The sequence below is a fragment of the Halobacillus amylolyticus genome (assembly GCF_022921115.1).
GTDB lineage: Bacteria > Bacillota > Bacilli > Bacillales > Halobacillaceae > Halobacillus_A > Halobacillus_A amylolyticus.
In genome coordinates this window covers 296,705-317,961 of record NZ_CP095075.1, presented here as the reverse complement: position 1 = coordinate 317,961, position 21,257 = coordinate 296,705, and the positions used below count along the sequence as shown (strand labels likewise).

Below are 21,257 nucleotides of genomic sequence, written 5' to 3'. Positions count from 1 at the left end.
CTCAATCTCCTTGGGTTATATACTTGGTCACCGCAATGTTTTCATGCACTTTAAATAAAAGGATTAATTTTACTTTACCATTCTCCTCACTTTGGTGCAAAACTTTTTCCTCTATAATTTCCGCCTCTTCAGACAATTGTTGTCTTAAAGTTCTTTTAGCTGTTAAGGTCCCCTGCTTAATACTCTGTTCTGATGTAAGTTCATTAATATTGGAGTTTTCTGAATACATGCTTTTTACTTGCAGTTTAAAAGGCAGCTCCCAACCGAACACTTCCCATTGCTTCTCATCTTCCTCCATTCTCATGCCCTTTGTATCATCATTCCACCAACCCCAAAGTGGAATTCGTAACGAACCAACGATTAAGGCATAGGAGGATGACTTTTCCCCATCTGTAAGTTGAAGCTGCTTTGTAGAAGGAACCTTCACTTCAGCTTTGTACCATGTTTCAGCAATAACTTCGCCTTCTGCCTCAACATATTCGTCGCTGTCTTCTTTAAGTTCACCTGTAGCCAGCTTTGTTCCTTTTTCAACAACCTCATTAACAGAAACTAATGGCCTGCCTTTTGTGATAAACATTTTTGTTATCATGCCCTTTTTTGATGCAACTAAATCAGCTGGTCTTGTTGTTTCGTCTGGATCTTGTCTCGTTTTCATAACACCATATAGCTGATAACTTGTCCCTTTCTTCTTCACACCAATCCAAAGCAGGTCAGGTACATCCTCTAACAAAAGCCGTTGTACTTCATTAGGATCTTTCATGCCAATCGTTAACTTTCCTTCGTTTACACCATATTCCTCTAATTGACTTTCGACAGTGGCCTCGAGTTCAGGTGGTAATCCTTTTATTTGTACTGACCACAACGTATTGGCGAGTAAAAGTAAAGCAAAAATACCACAAATAAAAGCAGCGAGCACAGCTTTTTTTGTAATCATACGATGATATAAAAACGGTATTCCTTTACGATTGACTATTTTGATTTTACAGTGGTATTTTTTCCGAAGTTTTCGATAGATTGTCCAATCTTTGAGGCGTATGGTCATTTCAATTTCGTTTGGGGAGATGTGTTTTACATTTGTAATGTAGGTTCCTTCTCTCGTACAGGCTTGAAGGAATGCTTCAATCAACGTCCCCTTTACATGTACGGTAACTAGCCCATAGAAATAGTCCAACTGGTGTCTTGCCATTATTTCCCTCCTTCCTTTTGATCGGTAAAGAATTCTACAGAATCAAGAGTTCCTTCTAAAAGCAGTTCTTCCTTCAGCATCATCTTTATCCGCAATTCTTTCCCTTTGATGGAGATGTGACCATCACGATATTTTAAGCGAACTTCTTGGTCTGAAAAGTGTAGCAGTCCTGTATGATTTTCTATGTAGGCATGGATCGACCCAATCGTTGTTATACGCGGAAGATCGAGCATAACATCAGAAGGTAAATCGAAATAACGGCCGACCCATGAACGAAGTTGTTTTTGCCATTTCACCATTCGATTTCCTCCTTTCTCTTATACATACGAAAAACGCACGAATTGTATCACTACAATTCGTGCGTTTTTTTATCTTTTTCTTGGATGTGACCGATGTGGCCTATGAGCTCTTGGCGGCCCTAAAACTTCTGACATAATTATTCCATCAGCCAATCGCTTTTTATCCCACTGATTTGAATGGCTGAAGGCACTCTTTTTGTTCACTGAGCCAGCTTGTTCATCGTCTGCATGTTGATCAAGTTCTTCATTTGTTTGAGAGGATGGGGTAGATCGTTGCCCACGTTTCTTCTGATACTCCCTTATCTCATCCAACCGTTTTTGTTTTTCCTCATAGTACTCTTTCATACGACCATCACTGGTAGAAGCGCTTTCCTTCATTTGTTCAGGTTCCTGGTTCGTTGACGGCTGCTGTGAACTTGTTGATAAAGGGGAGCTCGGTTGTTTTGGTTGTTTAGATTTTTCTTTTTCTTTCTTATTCAAGCCAGAGACAAAGCTGATTATCCCACCTATAACCGCAGCTAAGATGACAATATTACTAAATAGTAATTCAAGAATATCTCCCATACAACTTCCCCTTTACGGTGTTAGGAAATTTATTGTTCATCTTTATCTTTATCCATGTCACCTAATGTTTGTCTCATGTCAGTATCAGCATTAATATTTTGGTAGTTCATATAATCCATGACACCCATTTTACCTGAACGTAAAGCCTCAGCAAGTGCTTGAGGAACTTCAGCTTCAGATTCGACCACTTTAGCTTGCATCTCTTGAACACGGGCACGCATTTCTTGTTCTTGAGCAATGGCCATGGCACGACGTTCTTCCGCTTTCGCCTGGGCAATATTCTTATCTGCTTCAGCCTGATCTGTTTGCAGCATAGCACCAATGTTCTTACCAATATCAATATCGGCTATATCGATAGAAAGAATTTCAAACGCCGTTCCTGCATCCAATCCTTTTCCTAAAACATTTTGCGAAATCCTATCGGGATTCTCTAAAACTTTATTGTGGTTTACGCTTGACCCTATCGTAGATACGATTCCTTCACCAACACGGGCGATAACTGTGTCTTCACCGGCACCACCGACAAGACGGTCAATATTCGCACGAACTGTAATACGTGCTTTAGCTTTGACTTCGATACCATCAATAGCTACACCAGCAATGAACGGTGTTTCAATCACTTTCGGGTTCACACTCATTTGAACGGCCTCTAGCACATCACGGCCTGCAAGATCAATCGCGGCACATCGTTCAAAACTTAGTTCAATATTTGCACGTTGGGCAGCAATCAGAGCATTTACCACTCGGTCAACGTTACCCCCGGCTAAGTAATGGCTTTCAAGCTGATTTGTGTCGACAGTCACCCCTGCTTTATGTGCTTTAATCATCGGGTTAATGACCCTAGAAGGAATAACCCTTCTTAAGCGCATCCCTACCAGTGTGAAGATACTTACTTTTACCCCAGCAGCTAAGGCACTAATCCAAAGCATCACTGGAATAAATGTAAATAGAACGGCAATAACAATAATAATGATCCCAATTATAATAATGGGCATAAGTTCCTCAAGTGACATGTTTTCTTCCTCCTAAAAAATTTAATTTACGGCACGAACAACAACTCTTGCTCCTTCTATTTTGACAATTTTAACCGGCTGATTAGCACCAATAAAACTACCCTCTGACACTACATCCATACGTTCTTCATCAATCAAAGCGGTGCCAGATGGTCTGAGAGGTGTGATGGTCTCACCCTCCATGCCAATCAGTTCAAGTCGATTCATGGTGGACACGTAGCCTTTCTCCGCTGATGTCGAATCATTGAGAATCACATGCCGAAAAAAACCACGTTCAAATCCAATCTTTTTAACAAGAATAATTGAAACGATGATGGTTATTAACAAGGCAATACCAATACTCATGGCCATATGGCCCATATCAGCAGACGATAGCATCAAGGAAGTAACAACGGCAGCAATACCTGCAATACCGGCGATGCCTCCGGGTAAAAACAATTCGGCAACAATCAAGCCAATCCCTAAAACAAGGAGGATGATAGCTTCATAACCAGCCAGCCCTGCGACAATGTGACCGTAAAAAAATAGAACTAATGATAATACTCCCATAATTCCTGGTATCCCAAATCCAGGTGAATATAATTCAACGACCAATCCTAGACTGGCAATCGATAAAAGAATCGGGATGACTACAGGATGTGTAAGGAAGCGAGCAAAATTTTCAGCGAGGGTCGGGCTTGTTTCAACCACTTTGGCGTTACTAAAGCCAATCTCATTAAGTAATTCAACACGATCTTTCACAATTCCTTCCGCGTATCCTACTTCAACAGCTTCGGAGGGACCAAGTGTTAAAAATTCACCTTCAGCAGCGCCATACTTAGGAAGATCAACGTTGCTGTCTGCCATGGCCCGTGCATATAGTGGATCCCGCCCATTCGCCTCTGCAGCTGAAACCATTGCAGAAATCCAGGCAGATTGTGCCTTTTTATCAGCAGCTGTACCGTCAGAATTAATCACCCCCGAGGCACCCACCGTCGCTTGCGGCTTCATATAAATTTGGTCTGTACTAAGCGCGATATAGGACCCTGCTGAATAAGCACGGCTTGCAATAAAGGCTGTATTAGGAATGTCGAGGCCTGCCAACAGTTCCCCAATTGATCCAGCTGCATCTACCCTTCCTCCAGGTGTATCAATCTCAAATATGATATGGTCGGCCCCTTCTTCAATGGCCTCGTTCGTTGTTCGCTGCAGGAAAGAAACCATTCCTCTTTCCACGGTATTTTCAACAGGGATGATGTACACCTGCTTTCCTTCACCTTCTGCTTGAACATGATCTTTCCATTGATAAAATGTGAGAAAAGCCATTATCAATAGTAGCGAACTTAATAAAACAAGACGGATTGACCGCTTCAAACGATTCACCTCCTCATTTGGCCTGCTCTGGATACTATTTATACGTGACAATTATGTAAAAAGTTTCATTAATGAATCAATTTCATAATTGCTCTTTTTAAAACGCCCAAGACTGGCAGAATATAAGGCTCTTTTTTCGAAAAGGTTCAAAATGGATTCTTATCCAGCAGATTGCCCTTAACCTAATAAAAATGATTTCAAAAACTTGACTAAACTTGGGGAGGTGCTTTCGTTTTGAATCTCTTGGGGCACATGGGACCTAAATTATGAAATTAATTCTAATAAAAAGGTCTCTCTTTTTTATAAAGAGAGACCTTTACCAATTAAGATAATTGCTTAAGTACGAGTTTATTCACCTTAGAGCCTTCTGTTTTACCTGTTACTTTAGGCATGACAGCGCTCATGACTTTACCCATGTCGCTCTTAGATGATGCTCCTACTTCTTCAATTGTTTCTTGAACGATTTGTTCAAGCTCTTCTTGTGTGAGCTGTTTCGGCATATATACTTGTAAAATCTCAATTTCCTCATTAAGTCCTTCTACAAGATCTTCGCGTCCAGCTTCTTTAAACTCTTGGAGGGAATCTTTTCTCTGCTTTACCTCGCGGGATAAAACAGTAAGTTCTTCTTCTTCTGATAGATCTTTACCCAGTTTGATCGCTTCGTTTTGCATCGAAGCTTTGACCATGCGAATGACACCAAGGGTTTTCTTATCCTTTGCCTTCATCGCTGTCTTCATATCCTGGTTTAGACGTTCTAGAATTGACATCTACTTACACCCTCTTTTAATCACTTGCGCTTTCTAGCGGCCTCAGACTTTTTCTTACGGCGTACGCTAGGCTTATCGTAATATTCACGTTTACGATATTCTGATAATGCACCGCTTTTCGATACATCGCGCTTGAAGCGACGAAGAGCATCTTCAAGAGACTCGTTTTTACGAACGCGAGTTGTTTTTGACATGCTATTTCCCTCCCTCCAAAGCAAAAAAACTGTTTCTATATAGCATGAGGGTCTCCCACACCTTCGACAATTATATTATATTGATGACATATGGTCAACTTTTTTTATTATTGTTACGATGAAAATTATCGTATGACTGAGTAGAATCATCCAGCTTTAAATAGTTGGATCTTCCGAGGTAGAGCGGGATATGAAGTTTACTAAAATCAGGCAGCCCATTCCCCTTAAATAAATTACTGTCATAATGGCAAGCTGTAATTTTGCCAACTATCCAATCATGATCACCTGTTGGAACTACTTGCTGAACCTCACACTCGTAGGCTAGATAAGCGCGTTGCAAAAGAGGAAAACCACCGTTAGCTTCATACCACTTCTGATTATAGTCTATCACTTTATTGGCTCCTGATCCAGTAACACTCCCGCTATATTGGATAAATGCCACCTCTTCAAAAGGAAGAAAGTTAATGGTGAAAGCCTTATTTTTATTTATAAGCTCATATGTAAACCTTTTACGACCAATTGCTACGCCATACATTGGCGGATCGATAGATAAATAGCTATGCCATCCTGCAGCCATGAAATTTGTTCCTTCTGCATTCCTCACACCAACAATAGCTACCATTCCGGGGTAGCTGTGCATTTTAATATGATCTTGTTTTTCCACATAATCCCCCCATTTCCCATCGTAGATTCTGCCAAAAACTAAAGGAAGAAAGGCTGCTTACAAAAGTTGCAAGCAGCCTTTCTCATAAAAAAGTATACGATTCAATGAACAGTTTTCGAGCGACTGACTTATTTAATAATCAGACGATCCTTTTCCGCCACTTATAATGGCAATCCCAGCGCTGGCGCCGATACGAGTCGCTCCCGCTTCGATAACAGCTCTCGCACCGTCATAATCCCTGACACCCCCAGATGCTTTCACACCTAGATCAGGACCAACTGTTTTACGCATCAAACTAACGTCCTCAACGCTTGCACCCCCGCCTGAGAACCCTGTCGATGTTTTAACAAAGTCAGCACCGCTTTCCTTAGTAAGCTGTGAAGCTGCTACCTTCTCTTCATCTGTCAATAGTGAAGTTTCAATAATGACTTTAACTAGCGCTTTTCCTTTTGCTTCACTTACAACCGCTTCTATATCTGCTTTGACAACTTCCGTATTTCCAGATTTCAGCTCACCAACATTTATAACCATATCCACTTCTGTCGCCCCATTTTCAATAGCTTGGCGAGTTTCAAATATTTTCGTTTCTGTTGTTGTCGCACCCAATGGAAAACCGATTACTGTACATACTTTTACATGCGTATCTTTAAGTAGTTCCGAACAGTACTCTACCCAATATGGATTAACGCAAACAGACATAAAGTCATATTCTTTAGCTTCCTTACAGATTTCAGTAATCTTTGCTTTTGGTGTATCTGGTTTCAATTGTGTATGATCAATCATTTTTGCAAGATCTTGTTCCATTGAAACACTTCCCTTCACTAAGTTGTTCGTACATCTATTGTATCATAGCATGTCTTTTTCCAAAAGGCGAGGACATGAAAGGGCTGTCATAAGAAACATGCCACTTCAAAAACGCTAGTGACATAGGTGTTACTGTTCCTCTAGTTGGTAAGACAAACTAGATAAAAAGTATAAAGGAGCTGTCTCCATACGCAAAATTCTTGGTCCTAAACGTACAGGAAAGAATCCACCACTAAATAGCTTATCCGCTTCTTCTGAGGTGAAACCGCCCTCCGGACCAAAAATAATGATCACCCGTTGATCGTTCTTAATCTCCCGTAGACGACTAGCTAATGATTGAGATCTCTCTGATCGCGCTTCATTTTCATAAGCAATCAATTTAACTTCATGTAGACTGCTTTGTTCTATCAGTTCAGATAGCGTCATCACATTAAAGACAGCCGGGACCATCGCACGTTCAGATTGTTCGCTCGCTTCTTTAGCAATCTTTTGCAGCCGTGTGATTTTCTTATTCGCTTTCTTTGCATCCCATTTGGCAACTGATCGCTCTGCATTAAAGGGAATAAAACGATGGGCCCCAAGCTCAGTGCCTTTTTGAACCACTTGTTCAAGCTTATCACCTTTTCCGAGGCTTTGAACAATGGTAACTTCAACTGGAAGTTCTTTATTTTCATCTAGCCAATCTTTTATGGAACAAATTACTTCCTGCTCTACAGCAATGATCTTACAAAGGGCAGGCCCACGCTCAGGATGGACACAAATGAGGGAGTCATTCTTTTGCATCCTCATCACTCTCACTATATGGTGTACATCGTCACCTTTAATAACAACCCTGTCTTCTTCCCAGTTCGCCTGTTCAATAAAATATCGTTGCATGTCAGTTCACCTTATTCTGGCTTTCTAGCAATGATTGAGATCCAGTCTTCCATTTTGTTCGTTTCAACAATCTCAAAGCCGGCTTGTTCAAGGCGACTCTTTACGAGAGCCTTTTTCCCTTCAATAATTCCTGAGGTAATAAAATATCCATTTGGCTTAAGTTGGCGATAGGCATCTTCAACAAATTGAATAATAATTTCAGCTAGTATATTTGAAACAATTAAGTCAGACTCAATTGTGACACCTTGCAGCAAGTTGTTTTTAGCTGACATTACCTTATCGGATACTTGGTTCAGTTGAGCGTTATTCATTGTGCTTTTCACTGCGATCTCATCAAGATCGAAAGCATGAACCTGATCGGAGCCTAACAGCACAGAGGCAACACTCAATACACCCGAACCTGAACCAACGTCGAAGACTACATCCCCTGGTGCTAAATATCGTTCTAAAGCTTGCAGACTCAATACCGTGGTAGGATGGGTTCCCGTTCCAAATGCCATTCCTGGATCCATTTCAATAATTAACTCGTCACTTTGTACAGGTGTATAGTCTTCCCACGTCGGGATGATTGTAATCCTTTCTGAAACTTTTACTGGCTTGTAATACTTTTTCCAAGCTGTTGCCCAGTCTTCCTCCTGGATTTCGGTAAGAGTTACTTCATTACGACCGATGTCAATGTCAAACACTTTCAACTGACTAACAGACTGCTTCACGGCATCAACGGATTCTGATAGAAAACTATTGACAGGCAAATAAGCCTTTACGAAAACTCCTTCTTCAGGATAATCTTCAGGATTAAGTTCATAAACTTCACCAAGTCCTGTTACCTCTTTAATCATATCTTGTGGGTCTTCGATAACAACACCGCTCGCTCCAGACTCATGCAGGATGTTTGAGACAGGTTCAATCGCTTCATTTGTTGTGTGAATACAAATTTCGGACCACTTCATCTAATCAACTCACTTTTCATAAGAATTATGTAAAAAAAGAGTGCCAGGAACTTTGGCACAGGTAGTACTCATCAGCCTACCGATTTATCCATACGTCCAGACACTCTTTCATTGATAACATCATTCACCTTTAAATGCACGCTTCATACGTTCAAAAAATGTCCCATGCTGCTCTTCCGTTGCATCATTACCGCTAATATCATTGAACTCTCGAATCAGCTCACGTTGACGATCTGTTAAATTCTTCGGTGTGATGACACGCATTTTCACGTGTTGATCTCCGTGGCCACGGCCGTGAACATTTGGTGATCCCTTATCTTTCAAACGGAATGTCTTTCCTGTTTGAGTCCCAGCCGGCACTTTAAGCATAACTTTACCGTGCACTGTAGGTACTTCGATTTCGTCACCTAAAGCTGCTTGAGCAAAAGTCAGCGGCATTTCACAAAAGATGTGGTCCTGTTCACGCTCAAAAAATTCATCCGGCTGTACACGAATAACAACGAACAGATCCCCTGCTGGGCCGCCGTTTACACCGGCTTCCCCTTTTCCGGGTACGCGAATTTGTTGTCCTTCATCAATACCCGCGGGGATATCAATGTGGATTTTATTTCGCTTCGTTACGCGGCCGTCTCCACCGCAAGTATTACATTTCTCTTTAATGATTTGCCCGCTTCCTTGACAATGGTGGCATACTCTACGATTGACAACACGGCCAAACGGGGTGTTTTGCTCCTGGTTAATTTGCCCGCTTCCTTGACAATGTGTACATGTTTCAGGGGACGTCCCAGGCTTAGCACCAGATCCATCACACGTGTCACAAGACTCCTCGACAGGAATCTCAACATCGGTACTTTTGCCGAAAATCGCTTCTTCAAATTGTAATGTCATGGAATATTGGAGGTCGGCCCCTTTACGTGGAGCATTAGGATCACGACGACCGCCACCGCCGAAGAACATATCGAAAATATCTCCGAAGCCTCCGAAATCTTCACCGCCGCCGAAGCCGCCAAATCCTTGGCCTTGTGGACCGGCATGACCAAATTGATCATATTGTGTACGCTTCTGTTGGTCACTTAATGTTTCATAAGCTTCTTTCGCTTCTTTAAATTTATCAGATGCGTTTTCTTCCTCACTGACATCTGGATGATATTGACGTGCTAGTTTGCGGTATGCCTTCTTTATTTCTTGTTGAGAGGCATCCTTGGATACACCTAGCACTTCATAATAATCACGTTTACTCACTTGTCGATCACTCTCCCAGGCGCTATTACATAAGATTTATATTACCATTTTCTTTTCGTTTCAAGCAAATAGTTTACCATCAAGACATACGTGAAAAAAGTCAAAGTCAAGGAGATCCTGACTTTGACTTTTCACTACTTGCTTACTTTTTATTTTCGTCTTCGTTTACTTCTTCGTAGTCTGCATCAACTACATCATCTTCAGCACCTGACTGTTCTCCTTGAGCAGCTTCAGCTTGTTGCTGTGCTTGTTCGTAAAGTTTAACAGATAGGTTTTGAACTTGCTCTTGTAATGCTTCTTTTTTCTCTTTAATTTGATCAAGATCTTCGCCTTCTAGAGCTGTCTGAAGCTCTTCTTTAGCTGTTTCAGCATTTTGCTTCTCTTCATCAGATACTTTATCTTCAAGATCTTTGATGGTTTTGTCCGTTGTGAAGATAAGTTGATCGGCTTCATTACGAAGTTCTATTGCTTCACGTTTTTTCTTATCTTCTTCAGCGTTTTCTTCAGCCTGACGCACCATATCTTCTACTTCCTCATCAGAAAGACCGGAAGAAGACTTGATTGTAATGGATTGTTCTTTGTTCGTGCCCATGTCTTTCGCGCGAACATTAACAATACCGTTTGCATCAATATCGAAGCTTACTTCGATTTGAGGAACGCCACGTGGTGCTGGCGGAATATCAGTCAATTGGAAACGACCCAATGTCTTGTTATCTTGTGCCATCTCACGTTCACCTTGAAGCACGTGGATGTCAACAGCTGTTTGGTTATCGGCAGCTGTAGAGAACACTTGGGAATGGCTTGTAGGAATCGTTGTATTACGTTCAATCAGTTTTGTTGTCACAGACCCCATTGTTTCGATCCCTAGTGATAGTGGTGTTACGTCAAGAAGGACAACATCTTTAACGTCCCCTTGAAGTACGCCGCCTTGAATGGAAGCACCAAGAGCTACTACTTCATCAGGGTTAACCCCTTTAGAAGGCTCTTTCCCTACTTCTTTTTTGATGGCTTCTTGTACTGCTGGAATACGAGTGGAACCACCAACAAGAAGTACCTTGTGAATATCGTTTGAGCTCATGCCAGCATCCTTCATTGCTTGGCGTGTTGGCTTCATAGAACGTTCGATTAGATCTGAAGCAAGCTCTTCGAATTTCGCACGAGTCAAGTTCATTTCTAGGTGCAGTGGACCTGCTTCACCTGCAGTGATAAATGGAAGGGAAATCTGTGTTTGTGCTACACCAGAAAGGTCTTTCTTCGCTTTTTCAGCTGCATCTTTAAGACGCTGCTTAGCCATCTTATCTTGAGACAGGTCAATGCCATTCTCTTTCTTGAATTCTGCTACCATGTGATTCATGATCACTTCATCAAAGTCATCCCCGCCTAGACGGTTATCACCTGCTGTAGCTACAACTTCAAATGTACCTTCACCGATATCAAGAATAGATACATCAAACGTACCACCGCCAAGGTCATATACTAAGATGGTTTGGTCTTGGTCTTCTTTATCAATTCCGTAGGCAAGAGCTGCTGCTGTTGGCTCATTGATGATACGTTCAACTTCAAGACCAGCAATTGTACCAGCATCTTTAGTTGCTTGACGTTCTGCATCGTTGAAGTAGGCAGGAACCGTTACAACGGCTTTATCGACGGTCTCACCAAGATAATCTTCTGCATACCCTTTAATATACTGAAGAATCGCTGCAGAGATTTCTTGTGGAGTGTATTCTTTGCCTTCCACTTCGACTTTATAGTCCGTACCCATATGACGCTTAACGGAAAGAATCGTATTAGGGTTTGTGATTGCTTGGCGCTTGGCTACTTCACCAACTTGGCGTTCGCCATTTTTAAATGCGACTGCAGATGGAGTTGTACGGTTTCCTTCTGGGTTAGGGATAACCTTTGCTTCTCCACCCTCCATAACTGCTACACAAGAGTTTGTTGTACCTAAGTCAATACCAATAATTTTACCCATTGTCGTGTATCCTCCTCTAACAAATTACCTTTTCATTTATTGATTAACTTTAACCATAGCCGGGCGAATGACCCGATCATTCAAACGATAGCCTTTTTGCAGCTGTTCTACAACTACATTCGACTCAAAGTTGTCGTCCTCAACTTGCATCACTGCTTGATGTAGATGTGGATCGAATACTTCTCCTTGGGCAGGAATTTCTTCCACACCTTCTTTTACAAGAGCAGCTTGGAATTGGTCATACACCATTTCCATTCCATTCGCGAAATTTTTGGCAGCATCTCCGTCTACTTCGACCTGCAATGCTCTTTCAAAGTTATCAAGGACTGGAATAAGTTCTTCAACTATTGATTGTGATTTATATTTTCGATCCGCTTCTCTTTCTTTTTGAGTACGGCGTCGAAAATTATCATAATCAGCCTGAAGTCTAAGCAAGCGGTTCTGAACTTCTTCCTTCTCTTGTTGAAGCTGTTCAAGTTCACCGATAGCTTCCTCAGCATCAGCCTGTTCCACCTCAGCATTTGTTGGTTCTGCTTCATTTTCAGGTTCGATAATTTCTTGTTCTTGTTGATCTTTTTCTTCCACGACTTCCACCTCCTTGTTCCTATTCACCGTTATTGACTATAACATGAAAAAATATCCTAAGAAAAGCACGGGAGTCTCGGCAGAAAAAAGCTCGACTCACTTCAGAACCTCCCTGTACAGTCTCTATTAAGCTTTCATGTCCTGATCCGCTTATATGCTAGATCTAAAAAAGCAAGAGACAAAAAGAAGCGATGGGTAAATGATCCCACAGGATGTATTTCTTACACGTAAGTTAATACCATCCTTTAAACGTCTCTGTCATATGCTTGGATAAAACATTTAATAATGAAATCACCCGATTGTACTCCATACGTGTAGGTCCGAGTAAAGCAATCGTACCTACCTGCTCATTTCCAAGTGTATAGCTCGCGGTGATCAGGCTGCAGTTTTGCATGGCATCAAAAGGATTCTCATGACCGATACGGACATGAAGACCTTGATCACCTGACCTTAACAAGTCTGCCATTTCATTTTCCCTTTCAATGATGGCATAAAGAGAGCGTACTTTCTCTAAATCCTTAAATTCCGGCTGCATGAGTATATTCGTCTTTCCGCCAATATAAAGCTTAGCCGGGTGCTCATCCATTAAGGCAGCTTGCAAATACATAAATGCCTGCTCATCCATGTGTTCTCTTACCAGGTAACGAATTTCCGTTTGAAGTTTCTCATGAAGCTGTACCAATGGCACACCGCGCAGGCGGTCATTTAGAATATTGACCATTTTTTCAAGCTGTGCTGGGTGCATGTCTACTGGAGCATTAAAAGCCCTATGTTCAACATGACCAGTATTCGTCACCAAAATAGCAATCGCAGACTGTTCGTTTAGAGGAACAATCTGTAGCTGCTTCAGCTTCGTTTCGAATACTTCCGGGCCTAGAATGATTGACGTATAGTTAGTCAGGTCGGACAAAATACCAGCCGATTTCTGAACAACTCGTTCAAATTCCATCATACGGTCCTTAAATGCATCTCTAATTGTCTCTGTTTCCTTATTCGACAATCGAAGCGGAGATAAAAGATGATCGACATAAAAGCGATAACCTTTCTCCGATGGAACTCTTCCTGAAGATGAATGGGTTTTCTCTAAGAAACCCATTTCTTCAAGATCAGCCATCTCATTGCGTATGGTTGCAGAACTAAAGGTTACAGCTTCTTTTTTAGAAATCGACCGCGAGCCCACAGGCTGTGCAGTCAGGATGAAGTCATCAATAATCACTTGCAGAATTAGCAATTGTCTTTCAGTTAACATCGATGATCACCTCTGTTAGCACTCGGATTTAGTGAGTGCTAAATCTAATAATAAATTATCAAATGGGTGTGGGGATGTCAACGAATTTACTTCTTTTTTTCAAGAATCCAGCAAAAATTCCTGGAACACTTCATTTCCTAATAGCTTTCCACGTTCCGTCAAGCGAACATTTCCCTCGGTTTCAATCAATAGATTACGCTGTTTCAGATTAGGTACTGCCCCTTTGAATACTTCGTTCAGGGTTCTTCCGAATTTCCGCTCAAATCCCACCAAGGAAACGCCACTCGCTTTCCTTAAACCGAGAAACATTTCTTCCTCCATTTGCTCTTTTAAACCAACTGATTCTTCATGTAAGATGGGCCTCCCGTTTTCCATCGCTTGTTTAACGTAGGCTGGAAGCGGGCGAATATTAATTGTTCTCTTTCCTGGCATGTACCCATGGGAACCGGCGCCAATCCCGTAATAGTAATCATTATTCCAGTATGTCAAGTTATGCTTACTTTCAAAGCCAGGTTTAGCAAAATTACTTATCTCATACTGATTTACACCGTTAGCCGTCAGCTTTCTTTGAAGCAACTCATACATTTCAGCTTCATCATCCTCTGGAGGTTTAACAAGGGTCCCTTTTTTATACCTTTGATAGAAAACGGTTTTTGGCTCAATTTGCAGCGAATAAGAAGAATAGTGCGGCAAACCGAACTGCATTGCTTCATCAACCGTTTTCTCAAAGCCCTCAACAGTCTGCCCTGGTAAAGCATACATTAAGTCGATACTTATATTTGTGAGACCCACTTGCATTAGACGGTCAATATTTGTATAAACATCTTTCACTCGGTGAACTCGGCCGATCTTTTCAAGCATCTCATCATCAAATACCTGAACACCTAAGGATATTCGGTTGACTCCGTATGACTTCAGAAGTTTTACTTTTTCCATATCTAAATCTCCGGGGTTTGCTTCAAAGGTGTACTCCTCACAAGTAGAGACATCAAAGTGTTCGTCAATCATGGTTAAAAGTTTCTCAAGCTGTTTATGGGTTACAACAGTTGGAGTCCCTCCTCCCACGAAAATCGTCCTAACCTTGGCTTTTTCTTGAGGAATATACGTGTGTATTTCCTGGTAAAGAGCGTCTAAATATTCGTCAGCTAAACGTTCATTATAAAAAAACTTAGTAAAATCACAGTAATGACAAATTTGCTGGCAAAACGGAATATGAATATATGCAGAGGAAATCGTCATGGTGTTCAACCTTTCATAAGGAAAACCGCAAGAAGAGAATCTCCTGCGGCCTAACCCTGTTCTTATTAATCGTCATCTATTTCTAATACGGACATAAACGCTTCCTGTGGCACTTCTACTGAGCCAACCATCTTCATGCGTTTTTTACCTTCTTTTTGCTTCTCAAGCAGTTTACGCTTCCGTGAAATGTCACCACCGTAACATTTTGATAATACATTTTTCCTCATCGCCTTAATCGTCGTACGGGCAACAATTTTGTTGCCAATGGCTGCTTGAACTGGCACTTCAAATTGCTGGCGCGGAATAAGTTTCTTCAGTTTATCGGCAATGACTTTACCTCGTTCGTAGGCGAAATCGCGGTGAACGATAAACGATAACGCATCAATTGTATCCCCGTTTAATAAGATGTCCATTTTAACAAGGTTCGAAGCGCGATAGCCAATCAGTTCATAATCGAATGAGGCATACCCTTTAGTTTGGGACTTCAATGAATCAAAGAAATCATAAACAATTTCGGATAATGGAATGTCATACACGATATTCACACGATTGTCATCCAGGTATTGCATGTCTATAAAATTTCCACGTTTCCGCTGGCAGATCTCCATCACCGGCCCAACGTAATCATTAGGAACCATAATTGTTGCTTTGACATATGGCTCTTGAACGTCTTCAAGCCTCTGGTTATCAGGCATCATAGAAGGGTTATCGACTTCGATTTCTTCACCATCCGTTAACGTAACCTTATAAATAACACTTGGAGCCGTTGTAATCAGGTCGATTTTATATTCACGTTCAATACGTTCCTGGATGATCTCCATGTGCAGCATCCCTAAAAATCCGCAACGAAATCCAAAGCCCAAAGCCTGGGAAGTTTCCGGTTCGAATTGCAGAGAGGAATCGTTTAATTCTAAACGCTCAAGTGCATCTCTCAGATCATTATAATTATTGGCATCAACAGGATACAAACCACAGAATACCATTGGGTTCATTTTTTTATAACCAGGAAGAGGGCTTTCTGCTGGGCGACCAGCTAGCGTAATCGTATCCCCGACCCGTGAATCACCAATATTCTTAATCGATGCGGTTAAATATCCTACATCCCCGACTTGAAGCTCTTTTAATGGAGTTGGTGTTGGCTTAAATACTCCCACTTCATTGACTTCAAACTCTTTTCCTGTTGCCATCATCTTAATTTTATCTCCGACTTTTACGGAGCCTTCACGGACACAAGTATAAGCAACTACCCCGCGGTAAGTGTCGTATAATGAATCAAAAATCAGCGCCTTAAGTGGATCACCCGCACCCCCTTCAGGTGCAGGAATATCCGATACGATCCGCTCTAAGATTTCATCAATACCCACCCCTTCTTTTGCAGAGGCTAAAATGGCATCTGAAGCATCAATACCAATGACGTCTTCGATTTCTTGCTTAACCCTTTCTGTATCCGCTCCTGGTAAATCAATTTTATTAATAACAGGAATGATTTCCAAGTCATTCTCCAAGGCTAAATAGACGTTTGCTAGGGTTTGTGCTTCAATTCCTTGAGCAGCATCGACGACAAGAATCGCCCCTTCACAAGCTGCCAGGCTGCGGGACACTTCGTATGTAAAATCGACATGTCCTGGTGTATCAATTAAATGAAACGTATAGTCTTGATTGTCGCCCGCTTTATAATTCAACTGAACAGCGTTAAGCTTAATGGTTATGCCTCGTTCACGTTCAAGATCCATCGCATCTAAAAACTGTTCTTTCATTTCTCTTTGCGTTAATGCTTGTGTTTTTTCAAGAATACGGTCAGCCAAGGTCGATTTCCCATGATCAATATGGGCAATGATTGAAAAATTCCGCACTCTTTCCTGTCTAGATTGACTTGTCAACTTCATCACTCCTACTAAATTCACACGCAGTCAGCTAGCCTGATTATAGCAATAGGAAGACGAATATTCAATGCATACCAAAAGAATGGCTTCCTTTGGAGTTAGACAAGTTAATTATCTCTATAGGAAAAGCCGCCCATAGGACGGCTTTTAAATAGTTATGCTTTTACAAAATCGGACATAATCATCAGAACAAGATCAAACCCTGCGCCCACACTCTCCCCATACCTACCGCCACATCAACAATCAATGGAGCCTCCTCCTCTTTCACCTCAGGGCTGCAAGCTTCAGCTGACTGCTTCCTAGGGTTTTGAGGCACTGATTCTGTTGTTGAATGACTTGTGCCAAACATGGCCCCGCCCGCAAATAATAACAAACCCACGAGTAAAATAGTTAGCCCCTTCATACCCTCTCCCCCCTCGATTACGATTCTGAAGAAACTTTTTCTGCCTTTTTCCAGTAATAGTCGCTAAATACTTCTCCCATTACATCAGCCGTACGATACGCTTCATCCAGACTGTTATGAATTCCCCCAAATTCAAGTAATACAGCATTACTCGACAAGTCCTGATTGTATATTCCATTAGACCCACTTCCTTTTTTGGTCAGCACCCCACGGCTAAGTCCTGGGTATTGCTCCTCCAACATTTTATGAAGTTCTGTGGCGGTTTTTAAGTTTTGCTCATAATCTGGATGTTTTGCACCTACAACGAAAATCGTTCGTGCATAGGTATCCCCATTAATTTCTGTCGTCGTAACGTCTCTAGATACACTATCCCTATGAAGATCAAAAACGTATTTAATGTCATCATTTGTTGCCATTGCTTCTTTTACAACGGGTCTTGAAGCAGCATATGAGCCGATTCCTTGTTCATTAGCCGTAGTGGTAATATCTGACTGATCCACTTTTGCGCCAATTCCATTTGCCTCCAATGATTGCGCGAATCGTTCCCCAACTTTCGTAATATTCACCTCATCATGATAAGCAGCTTCCGTACCCTCAGGTAAATGAGGTAAAAAAGACTCCCGGTTATGTGTGGAATAAATAAACACGACATCACGATTCCCTGTACTCCGTTCATTTTCTTTCTCTGGAGGAGGAGATACTTCCTCGTTGTTTTTCGGTTCAACCGCCTCCCTATCTTCTAAAACGACATCAAGCGGCGGCTGTGATTCGACTGGCAAGTTCGTATAATCTGTTCCTTCACCAGCAATAACAATTTCACTATTGTAGGATGATAATCCCGGTATTTCCCTGCCAAGTAAGCTCCGAGGATCATTTGGCGTGACGCTCGTAAGCACCTGAAAAGATAAATGTGATAAGCTAGGCAACTCTGCCCCTTCAGGCCGAGCATTAGCATAAATTTTATTCTCCATTTCAAATAAATAAAGAAAATCGCTTCCTTCAAGCTGTGTAGTAAAATTTTGGATAGTCTCTGAATAAAGACGATAGGTTGATTTAGCACCCGTAAGAATCCCAATGCCGATAAATAGTAAAAGCAGCATCGCAGTAGTAATGACCATCCATTTTGACAAGCGTTTTATGTAGTTTGGGCGGTTTTTTCTAATTAGTGACATCGCTCTACCCTCTCCCTGTTTTGAACTCTAGTAAATCTTATGTCAGAGAGAGGAATCATAGAACGAAATCTCTAATTGTTATTAAAATTTAGTATAGGATTGTGCATCACTGTCTTCTATTACTGCATGCAATGCACCATTGATACCTGCCGAAATCAAATGGGCCATATCTTCTACAAATGAGTCAACTTCTTTTGGTGTCACCATTAAGTTGTGTCCAAGTGGTGTCAACACTTCTTTAATGAGCTGTCTCTTCTCCTCATCCCCCAATTTTGCAAACATACCCATGACCGCTTGACCTTGCTCTTCACTCGGAAGGTCTTCTTCTGTCAGTTCTTTTCTTTTTTCAAAAGGGTTTAAGGCAGGAGAAAGTGCATTAGATGGACGATCTTTCTCACGCCATTCTCTACCAAAGTGCTTTAATACATAATCAATGGAATCACTTGTTATTGTCACAGCATCAACGACTGTTGGTACACCAATCGAAAAAACCGGCATACCATAAGTCTCTTTGCTGATTTCTTTTCGTTTATTACCTACACCAGAACCAGGATGGATCCCAGTGTCAGATAATTGGATCGTTGCATTTAAGCGATTGATAGATCTTGATGCAAGGGCATCTATTGCAATGACAAAATCGGGATTGATTTCATGGATGATACCGTGGATCATGTCACTCGTTTCAATTCCAGTTATCCCCATCACCCCGGGTGTAACAGCTGATACATTGCGGTATCCTTCCGCCACGGTTTCAGGCTGCAGTTCAAACAAATGGCTTGTCACCAACACTTCATCTATTGCAAAAGGACCGATTGCATCAGGTGTAACTCTGTGGTTGCCAAGCCCTACAATTAAACAGCGATCGGAATCCTTAATACCATTGTCAGCTAACAGCTTTTTAAGCTGCTTTGATAAGCAGGTCGATAATTCATCCTGCATTTTTGTATCCTGTTTACGGATAGCCTGGGATTCAATCGTAACGTAGTTACCTGCCTTTTTCCCGATTCTTTCCGCTCCTTCGGGGTCAACCTTTACATAGGTTACCTTTATATCATCAAGCTGTTCTTCCGTTACATCAACACCATCGGGACCCGTTTGAGCTGGATCAGCTTCAACATTCATTTCCTGAGCTTCTAATGCTAAATCTGTTCGTACTACAAAGTTTTCATCAATTGCCATTTTCACGACCTCCTTTCATCCCATTTTCCCCTATACAAATGGATAGTATGCAAACCCTCCATTAGAAACCTATTGAAAACAACCCCGCGCTTTGGTAAAATGTCTCTTGTTCGCTAATGAACGATTCTTATGTTTTTACCTAGGAGGTGAAACCATGCCTAATATTAAATCAGCTAAAAAACGCGTACGTGTAAATGACGATGCTCGCTCCCTAAATGCGGCATTCAAATCTGACATGCGTACTGCGGTTAAACGTGTTGAAACGCTTGTATCAAGCAATGATAAAGATGATGCTAAACAAGCCCTTACAACTGCCGTTAAAAAAATTGACAAGGCTGTCCAACGCGGTGCTCTTGACAAAAACAATGGTAACCGTAAAAAGTCACGCCTAGCTAAAAAAGTGAACGCACTATAGTCGTTACGCGTTTTTTATGACCAACATGCGATCCTTTCATCGGGATCGTTTTTATGTGGAAAACTGGGAGGGTGGCTTAGACCCCGCTTTCCACCCATAAGAAAAGGCCTTCAGATAAAATCTGAAGGCTTTACTTATACAGTTTCAGTCTTTTTTATATGGATTAAACGGTAGAGTAACATTTCAAAGGCTAACCCCTTTTCCATCTGCCCCTGTTTCATTACATAGTCTGTCTCAGCAAGCTGCTGCATAATTTCATTTAATTCTTCATTTGTAAACGCTCGTTCTCTCTTAAGTGCCATCTTAATAACAAAGGATGTGCCTTTACATAACTCTTCATTTGATTTTGGGCATACCCCTTTTGCTTCAGCGTTTTCACCTGACTGATGATTCTAAATTGAGAGGCTAATAAGGCAATTAAAGCGATAGGTTCCTCGCTCGCTTTTACTAAATCCTTATAAAGCCTAATCGCTCGCCCCAAATCTTTCTCCATAACTGCATCAACTAATTTAAGTCCCGAGGCTTCTGCACTATGTGATAGTAAATCCTCTGCGAGCTCACGACTAACCACTCCGCCTTCTTCTACATTCAAAGCTAACTTTTCAATTTCTTTACGCAGTGCCATGAGGTTTGTTCCAATTTCCTGGGCAAAAAGCTCATGTACAGACTCGGGAATTGTAATATGTAAATCATTAGCTATTGACTGAATCCACTTGTCTATGTCCCACTCCCGAATAGGCTGGCAAAGAATCAGTTCTCCGTTTTTTTTTAGCTGCTTGAATGCTTTCTTCCGTTCATCAAGCTTTTCATAAGGGGCAATCAAAATCAAAACACTATAGTCTGCAGGACGATTTACATATTCAAGCAGCGCCTCTACATCATGCTCGAAAGCAAGCTTCTCCGGCTTCGCTTTTAAGAAAGTAGGATGATGGGCAATCACTACCTTTTTTTCACCTAGAAAAGGAAAAATTTCCGCATCTGTAACTACATCTTCCACTGGCGTTTCCTCTAAATCGTAGTGTGATATATTAAATTCCCGATCATCCGGCTTTAACGTCTGTTCAATAATCTTTTGCTTGTGTTCCTGTATTAAATAACTTTCTGTTCCGTATAATAAATAAATCTGTTCTGGCATATCTTCTATTCCTTTCCAACCTTAAAAAAAGGGGTACGGCGACGTCCCCAATTGGGTGCATTCGTGTCACTATTTTATGGCTCATTTGCATTTCTGTCAAAAGTACCGCCGCC

At 41.4% G+C, this 21,257-nt stretch carries 21 protein-coding genes and 1 pseudogene; 1 reads left to right on the top strand and 21 read right to left on the bottom strand.

Annotated features, from left to right (window positions below; translation table 11 throughout):
• Window position 1 precedes the first annotated feature (1 nt).
• The 20 genes from yqfD to gpr form a co-directional block, all read right to left on the bottom strand.
• The gene (gene yqfD / locus MUO15_RS01680) at window positions 2-1,186 is read right to left on the bottom strand and encodes a sporulation protein YqfD (protein WP_245032978.1); all 1,185 of its coding nucleotides are present in this window, start codon (window positions 1,184-1,186) and stop codon (window positions 2-4) included.
• The gene (yqfC, locus tag MUO15_RS01675) at window positions 1,186-1,485 is read right to left on the bottom strand and encodes a sporulation protein YqfC (protein ID WP_245032976.1); all 300 of its coding nucleotides are present in this window, start codon (window positions 1,483-1,485) and stop codon (window positions 1,186-1,188) included. The genes yqfD and yqfC overlap by 1 nt, the downstream gene beginning before the upstream one ends.
• A 69-nt stretch (window positions 1,486-1,554) precedes the next feature.
• Window positions 1,555-2,049 carry a hypothetical protein gene (locus MUO15_RS01670; protein WP_245032974.1) on the bottom strand — a complete coding sequence of 165 codons (495 nt, stop codon included), beginning with the start codon at window positions 2,047-2,049 and terminating at the stop codon, window positions 1,555-1,557.
• A gap of 29 nt (window positions 2,050-2,078) precedes the next feature.
• Window positions 2,079-3,062, bottom strand: a complete 984-nt coding sequence (gene floA, locus MUO15_RS01665; protein ID WP_245032972.1) for a flotillin-like protein FloA — start codon at window positions 3,060-3,062, stop codon at window positions 2,079-2,081.
• 21 nt (window positions 3,063-3,083) lie between these two features.
• A complete protein-coding gene (locus MUO15_RS01660) occupies window positions 3,084-4,367 on the bottom strand; it encodes an NfeD family protein (RefSeq protein WP_396266338.1) in 1,284 nt (427 codons plus the stop codon).
• Window positions 4,368-4,738: 371 nt separating this feature from the next.
• Window positions 4,739-5,182 (bottom strand): GatB/YqeY domain-containing protein, encoded by a 444-nt coding sequence (locus MUO15_RS01655; protein WP_245032968.1) that lies wholly within the window; start codon window positions 5,180-5,182, stop codon window positions 4,739-4,741.
• Between the two features lie 20 nt (window positions 5,183-5,202).
• Window positions 5,203-5,376, bottom strand: coding sequence for a 30S ribosomal protein S21 (gene rpsU / locus MUO15_RS01650; RefSeq protein ID WP_079530318.1), 174 nt, complete (start codon window positions 5,374-5,376; stop codon window positions 5,203-5,205).
• A 94-nt stretch (window positions 5,377-5,470) separates the two neighbouring features.
• Complete coding sequence (locus tag MUO15_RS01645) at window positions 5,471-6,040, bottom strand: flavin reductase family protein (protein ID WP_245032966.1); 570 nt, start codon at window positions 6,038-6,040, stop codon at window positions 5,471-5,473.
• A 132-nt stretch (window positions 6,041-6,172) separates the two neighbouring features.
• A complete protein-coding gene (gene deoC / locus MUO15_RS01640) occupies window positions 6,173-6,844 on the bottom strand; it encodes a deoxyribose-phosphate aldolase (RefSeq protein ID WP_245032964.1) in 672 nt (223 codons plus the stop codon).
• 129 nt (window positions 6,845-6,973) lie between these two features.
• Window positions 6,974-7,720 (bottom strand): 16S rRNA (uracil(1498)-N(3))-methyltransferase, encoded by a 747-nt coding sequence (locus MUO15_RS01635; RefSeq protein ID WP_245032962.1) that lies wholly within the window; start codon window positions 7,718-7,720, stop codon window positions 6,974-6,976.
• A gap of 11 nt (window positions 7,721-7,731) precedes the next feature.
• A complete protein-coding gene (gene prmA / locus MUO15_RS01630) occupies window positions 7,732-8,670 on the bottom strand; it encodes a 50S ribosomal protein L11 methyltransferase (RefSeq protein ID WP_245032960.1) in 939 nt (312 codons plus the stop codon).
• 120 nt (window positions 8,671-8,790) lie between these two features.
• Window positions 8,791-9,912 carry a molecular chaperone DnaJ gene (dnaJ, locus tag MUO15_RS01625; RefSeq protein ID WP_245032958.1) on the bottom strand — a complete coding sequence of 374 codons (1,122 nt, stop codon included), beginning with the start codon at window positions 9,910-9,912 and terminating at the stop codon, window positions 8,791-8,793.
• 142 nt (window positions 9,913-10,054) lie between these two features.
• Entirely contained in the window at window positions 10,055-11,884 is a 1,830-nt protein-coding gene (gene dnaK / locus MUO15_RS01620) for a molecular chaperone DnaK (RefSeq protein ID WP_245032956.1), read from the bottom strand.
• 36 nt (window positions 11,885-11,920) lie between these two features.
• Window positions 11,921-12,496 (bottom strand): nucleotide exchange factor GrpE, encoded by a 576-nt coding sequence (gene grpE / locus MUO15_RS01615; protein WP_245032954.1) that lies wholly within the window; start codon window positions 12,494-12,496, stop codon window positions 11,921-11,923.
• 205 nt (window positions 12,497-12,701) lie between these two features.
• A complete protein-coding gene (hrcA, locus tag MUO15_RS01610; RefSeq protein ID WP_245032952.1) occupies window positions 12,702-13,718 on the bottom strand; it encodes a heat-inducible transcriptional repressor HrcA in 1,017 nt (338 codons plus the stop codon).
• Between the two features lie 99 nt (window positions 13,719-13,817).
• A complete protein-coding gene (hemW, locus tag MUO15_RS01605) occupies window positions 13,818-14,957 on the bottom strand; it encodes a radical SAM family heme chaperone HemW (protein WP_245032950.1) in 1,140 nt (379 codons plus the stop codon).
• A 65-nt stretch (window positions 14,958-15,022) separates the two neighbouring features.
• Entirely contained in the window at window positions 15,023-16,843 is a 1,821-nt protein-coding gene (gene lepA / locus MUO15_RS01600) for a translation elongation factor 4 (RefSeq protein ID WP_245032948.1), read from the bottom strand.
• A gap of 181 nt (window positions 16,844-17,024) precedes the next feature.
• Entirely contained in the window at window positions 17,025-17,243 is a 219-nt protein-coding gene (locus tag MUO15_RS01595; RefSeq protein WP_245032946.1) for a hypothetical protein, read from the bottom strand.
• A gap of 17 nt (window positions 17,244-17,260) precedes the next feature.
• Window positions 17,261-18,415 carry a stage II sporulation protein P gene (gene spoIIP / locus MUO15_RS01590; RefSeq protein WP_245032944.1) on the bottom strand — a complete coding sequence of 385 codons (1,155 nt, stop codon included), beginning with the start codon at window positions 18,413-18,415 and terminating at the stop codon, window positions 17,261-17,263.
• A gap of 81 nt (window positions 18,416-18,496) precedes the next feature.
• A complete protein-coding gene (gene gpr, locus MUO15_RS01585) occupies window positions 18,497-19,594 on the bottom strand; it encodes a GPR endopeptidase (protein WP_245032942.1) in 1,098 nt (365 codons plus the stop codon).
• Window positions 19,595-19,748: 154 nt separating this feature from the next.
• Here gpr and rpsT point away from each other — a divergent pair, with 154 nt between their 5' ends.
• The gene (gene rpsT / locus MUO15_RS01580; RefSeq protein ID WP_245032940.1) at window positions 19,749-20,009 is read left to right on the top strand and encodes a 30S ribosomal protein S20; all 261 of its coding nucleotides are present in this window, start codon (window positions 19,749-19,751) and stop codon (window positions 20,007-20,009) included.
• A 134-nt stretch (window positions 20,010-20,143) separates the two neighbouring features.
• Here the strand turns inward: rpsT and holA are convergent.
• Window positions 20,144-21,144, bottom strand: a pseudogene (holA, locus tag MUO15_RS01575) (DNA polymerase III subunit delta).
• Between the last annotated feature and the right edge of the window lie 113 nt (window positions 21,145-21,257).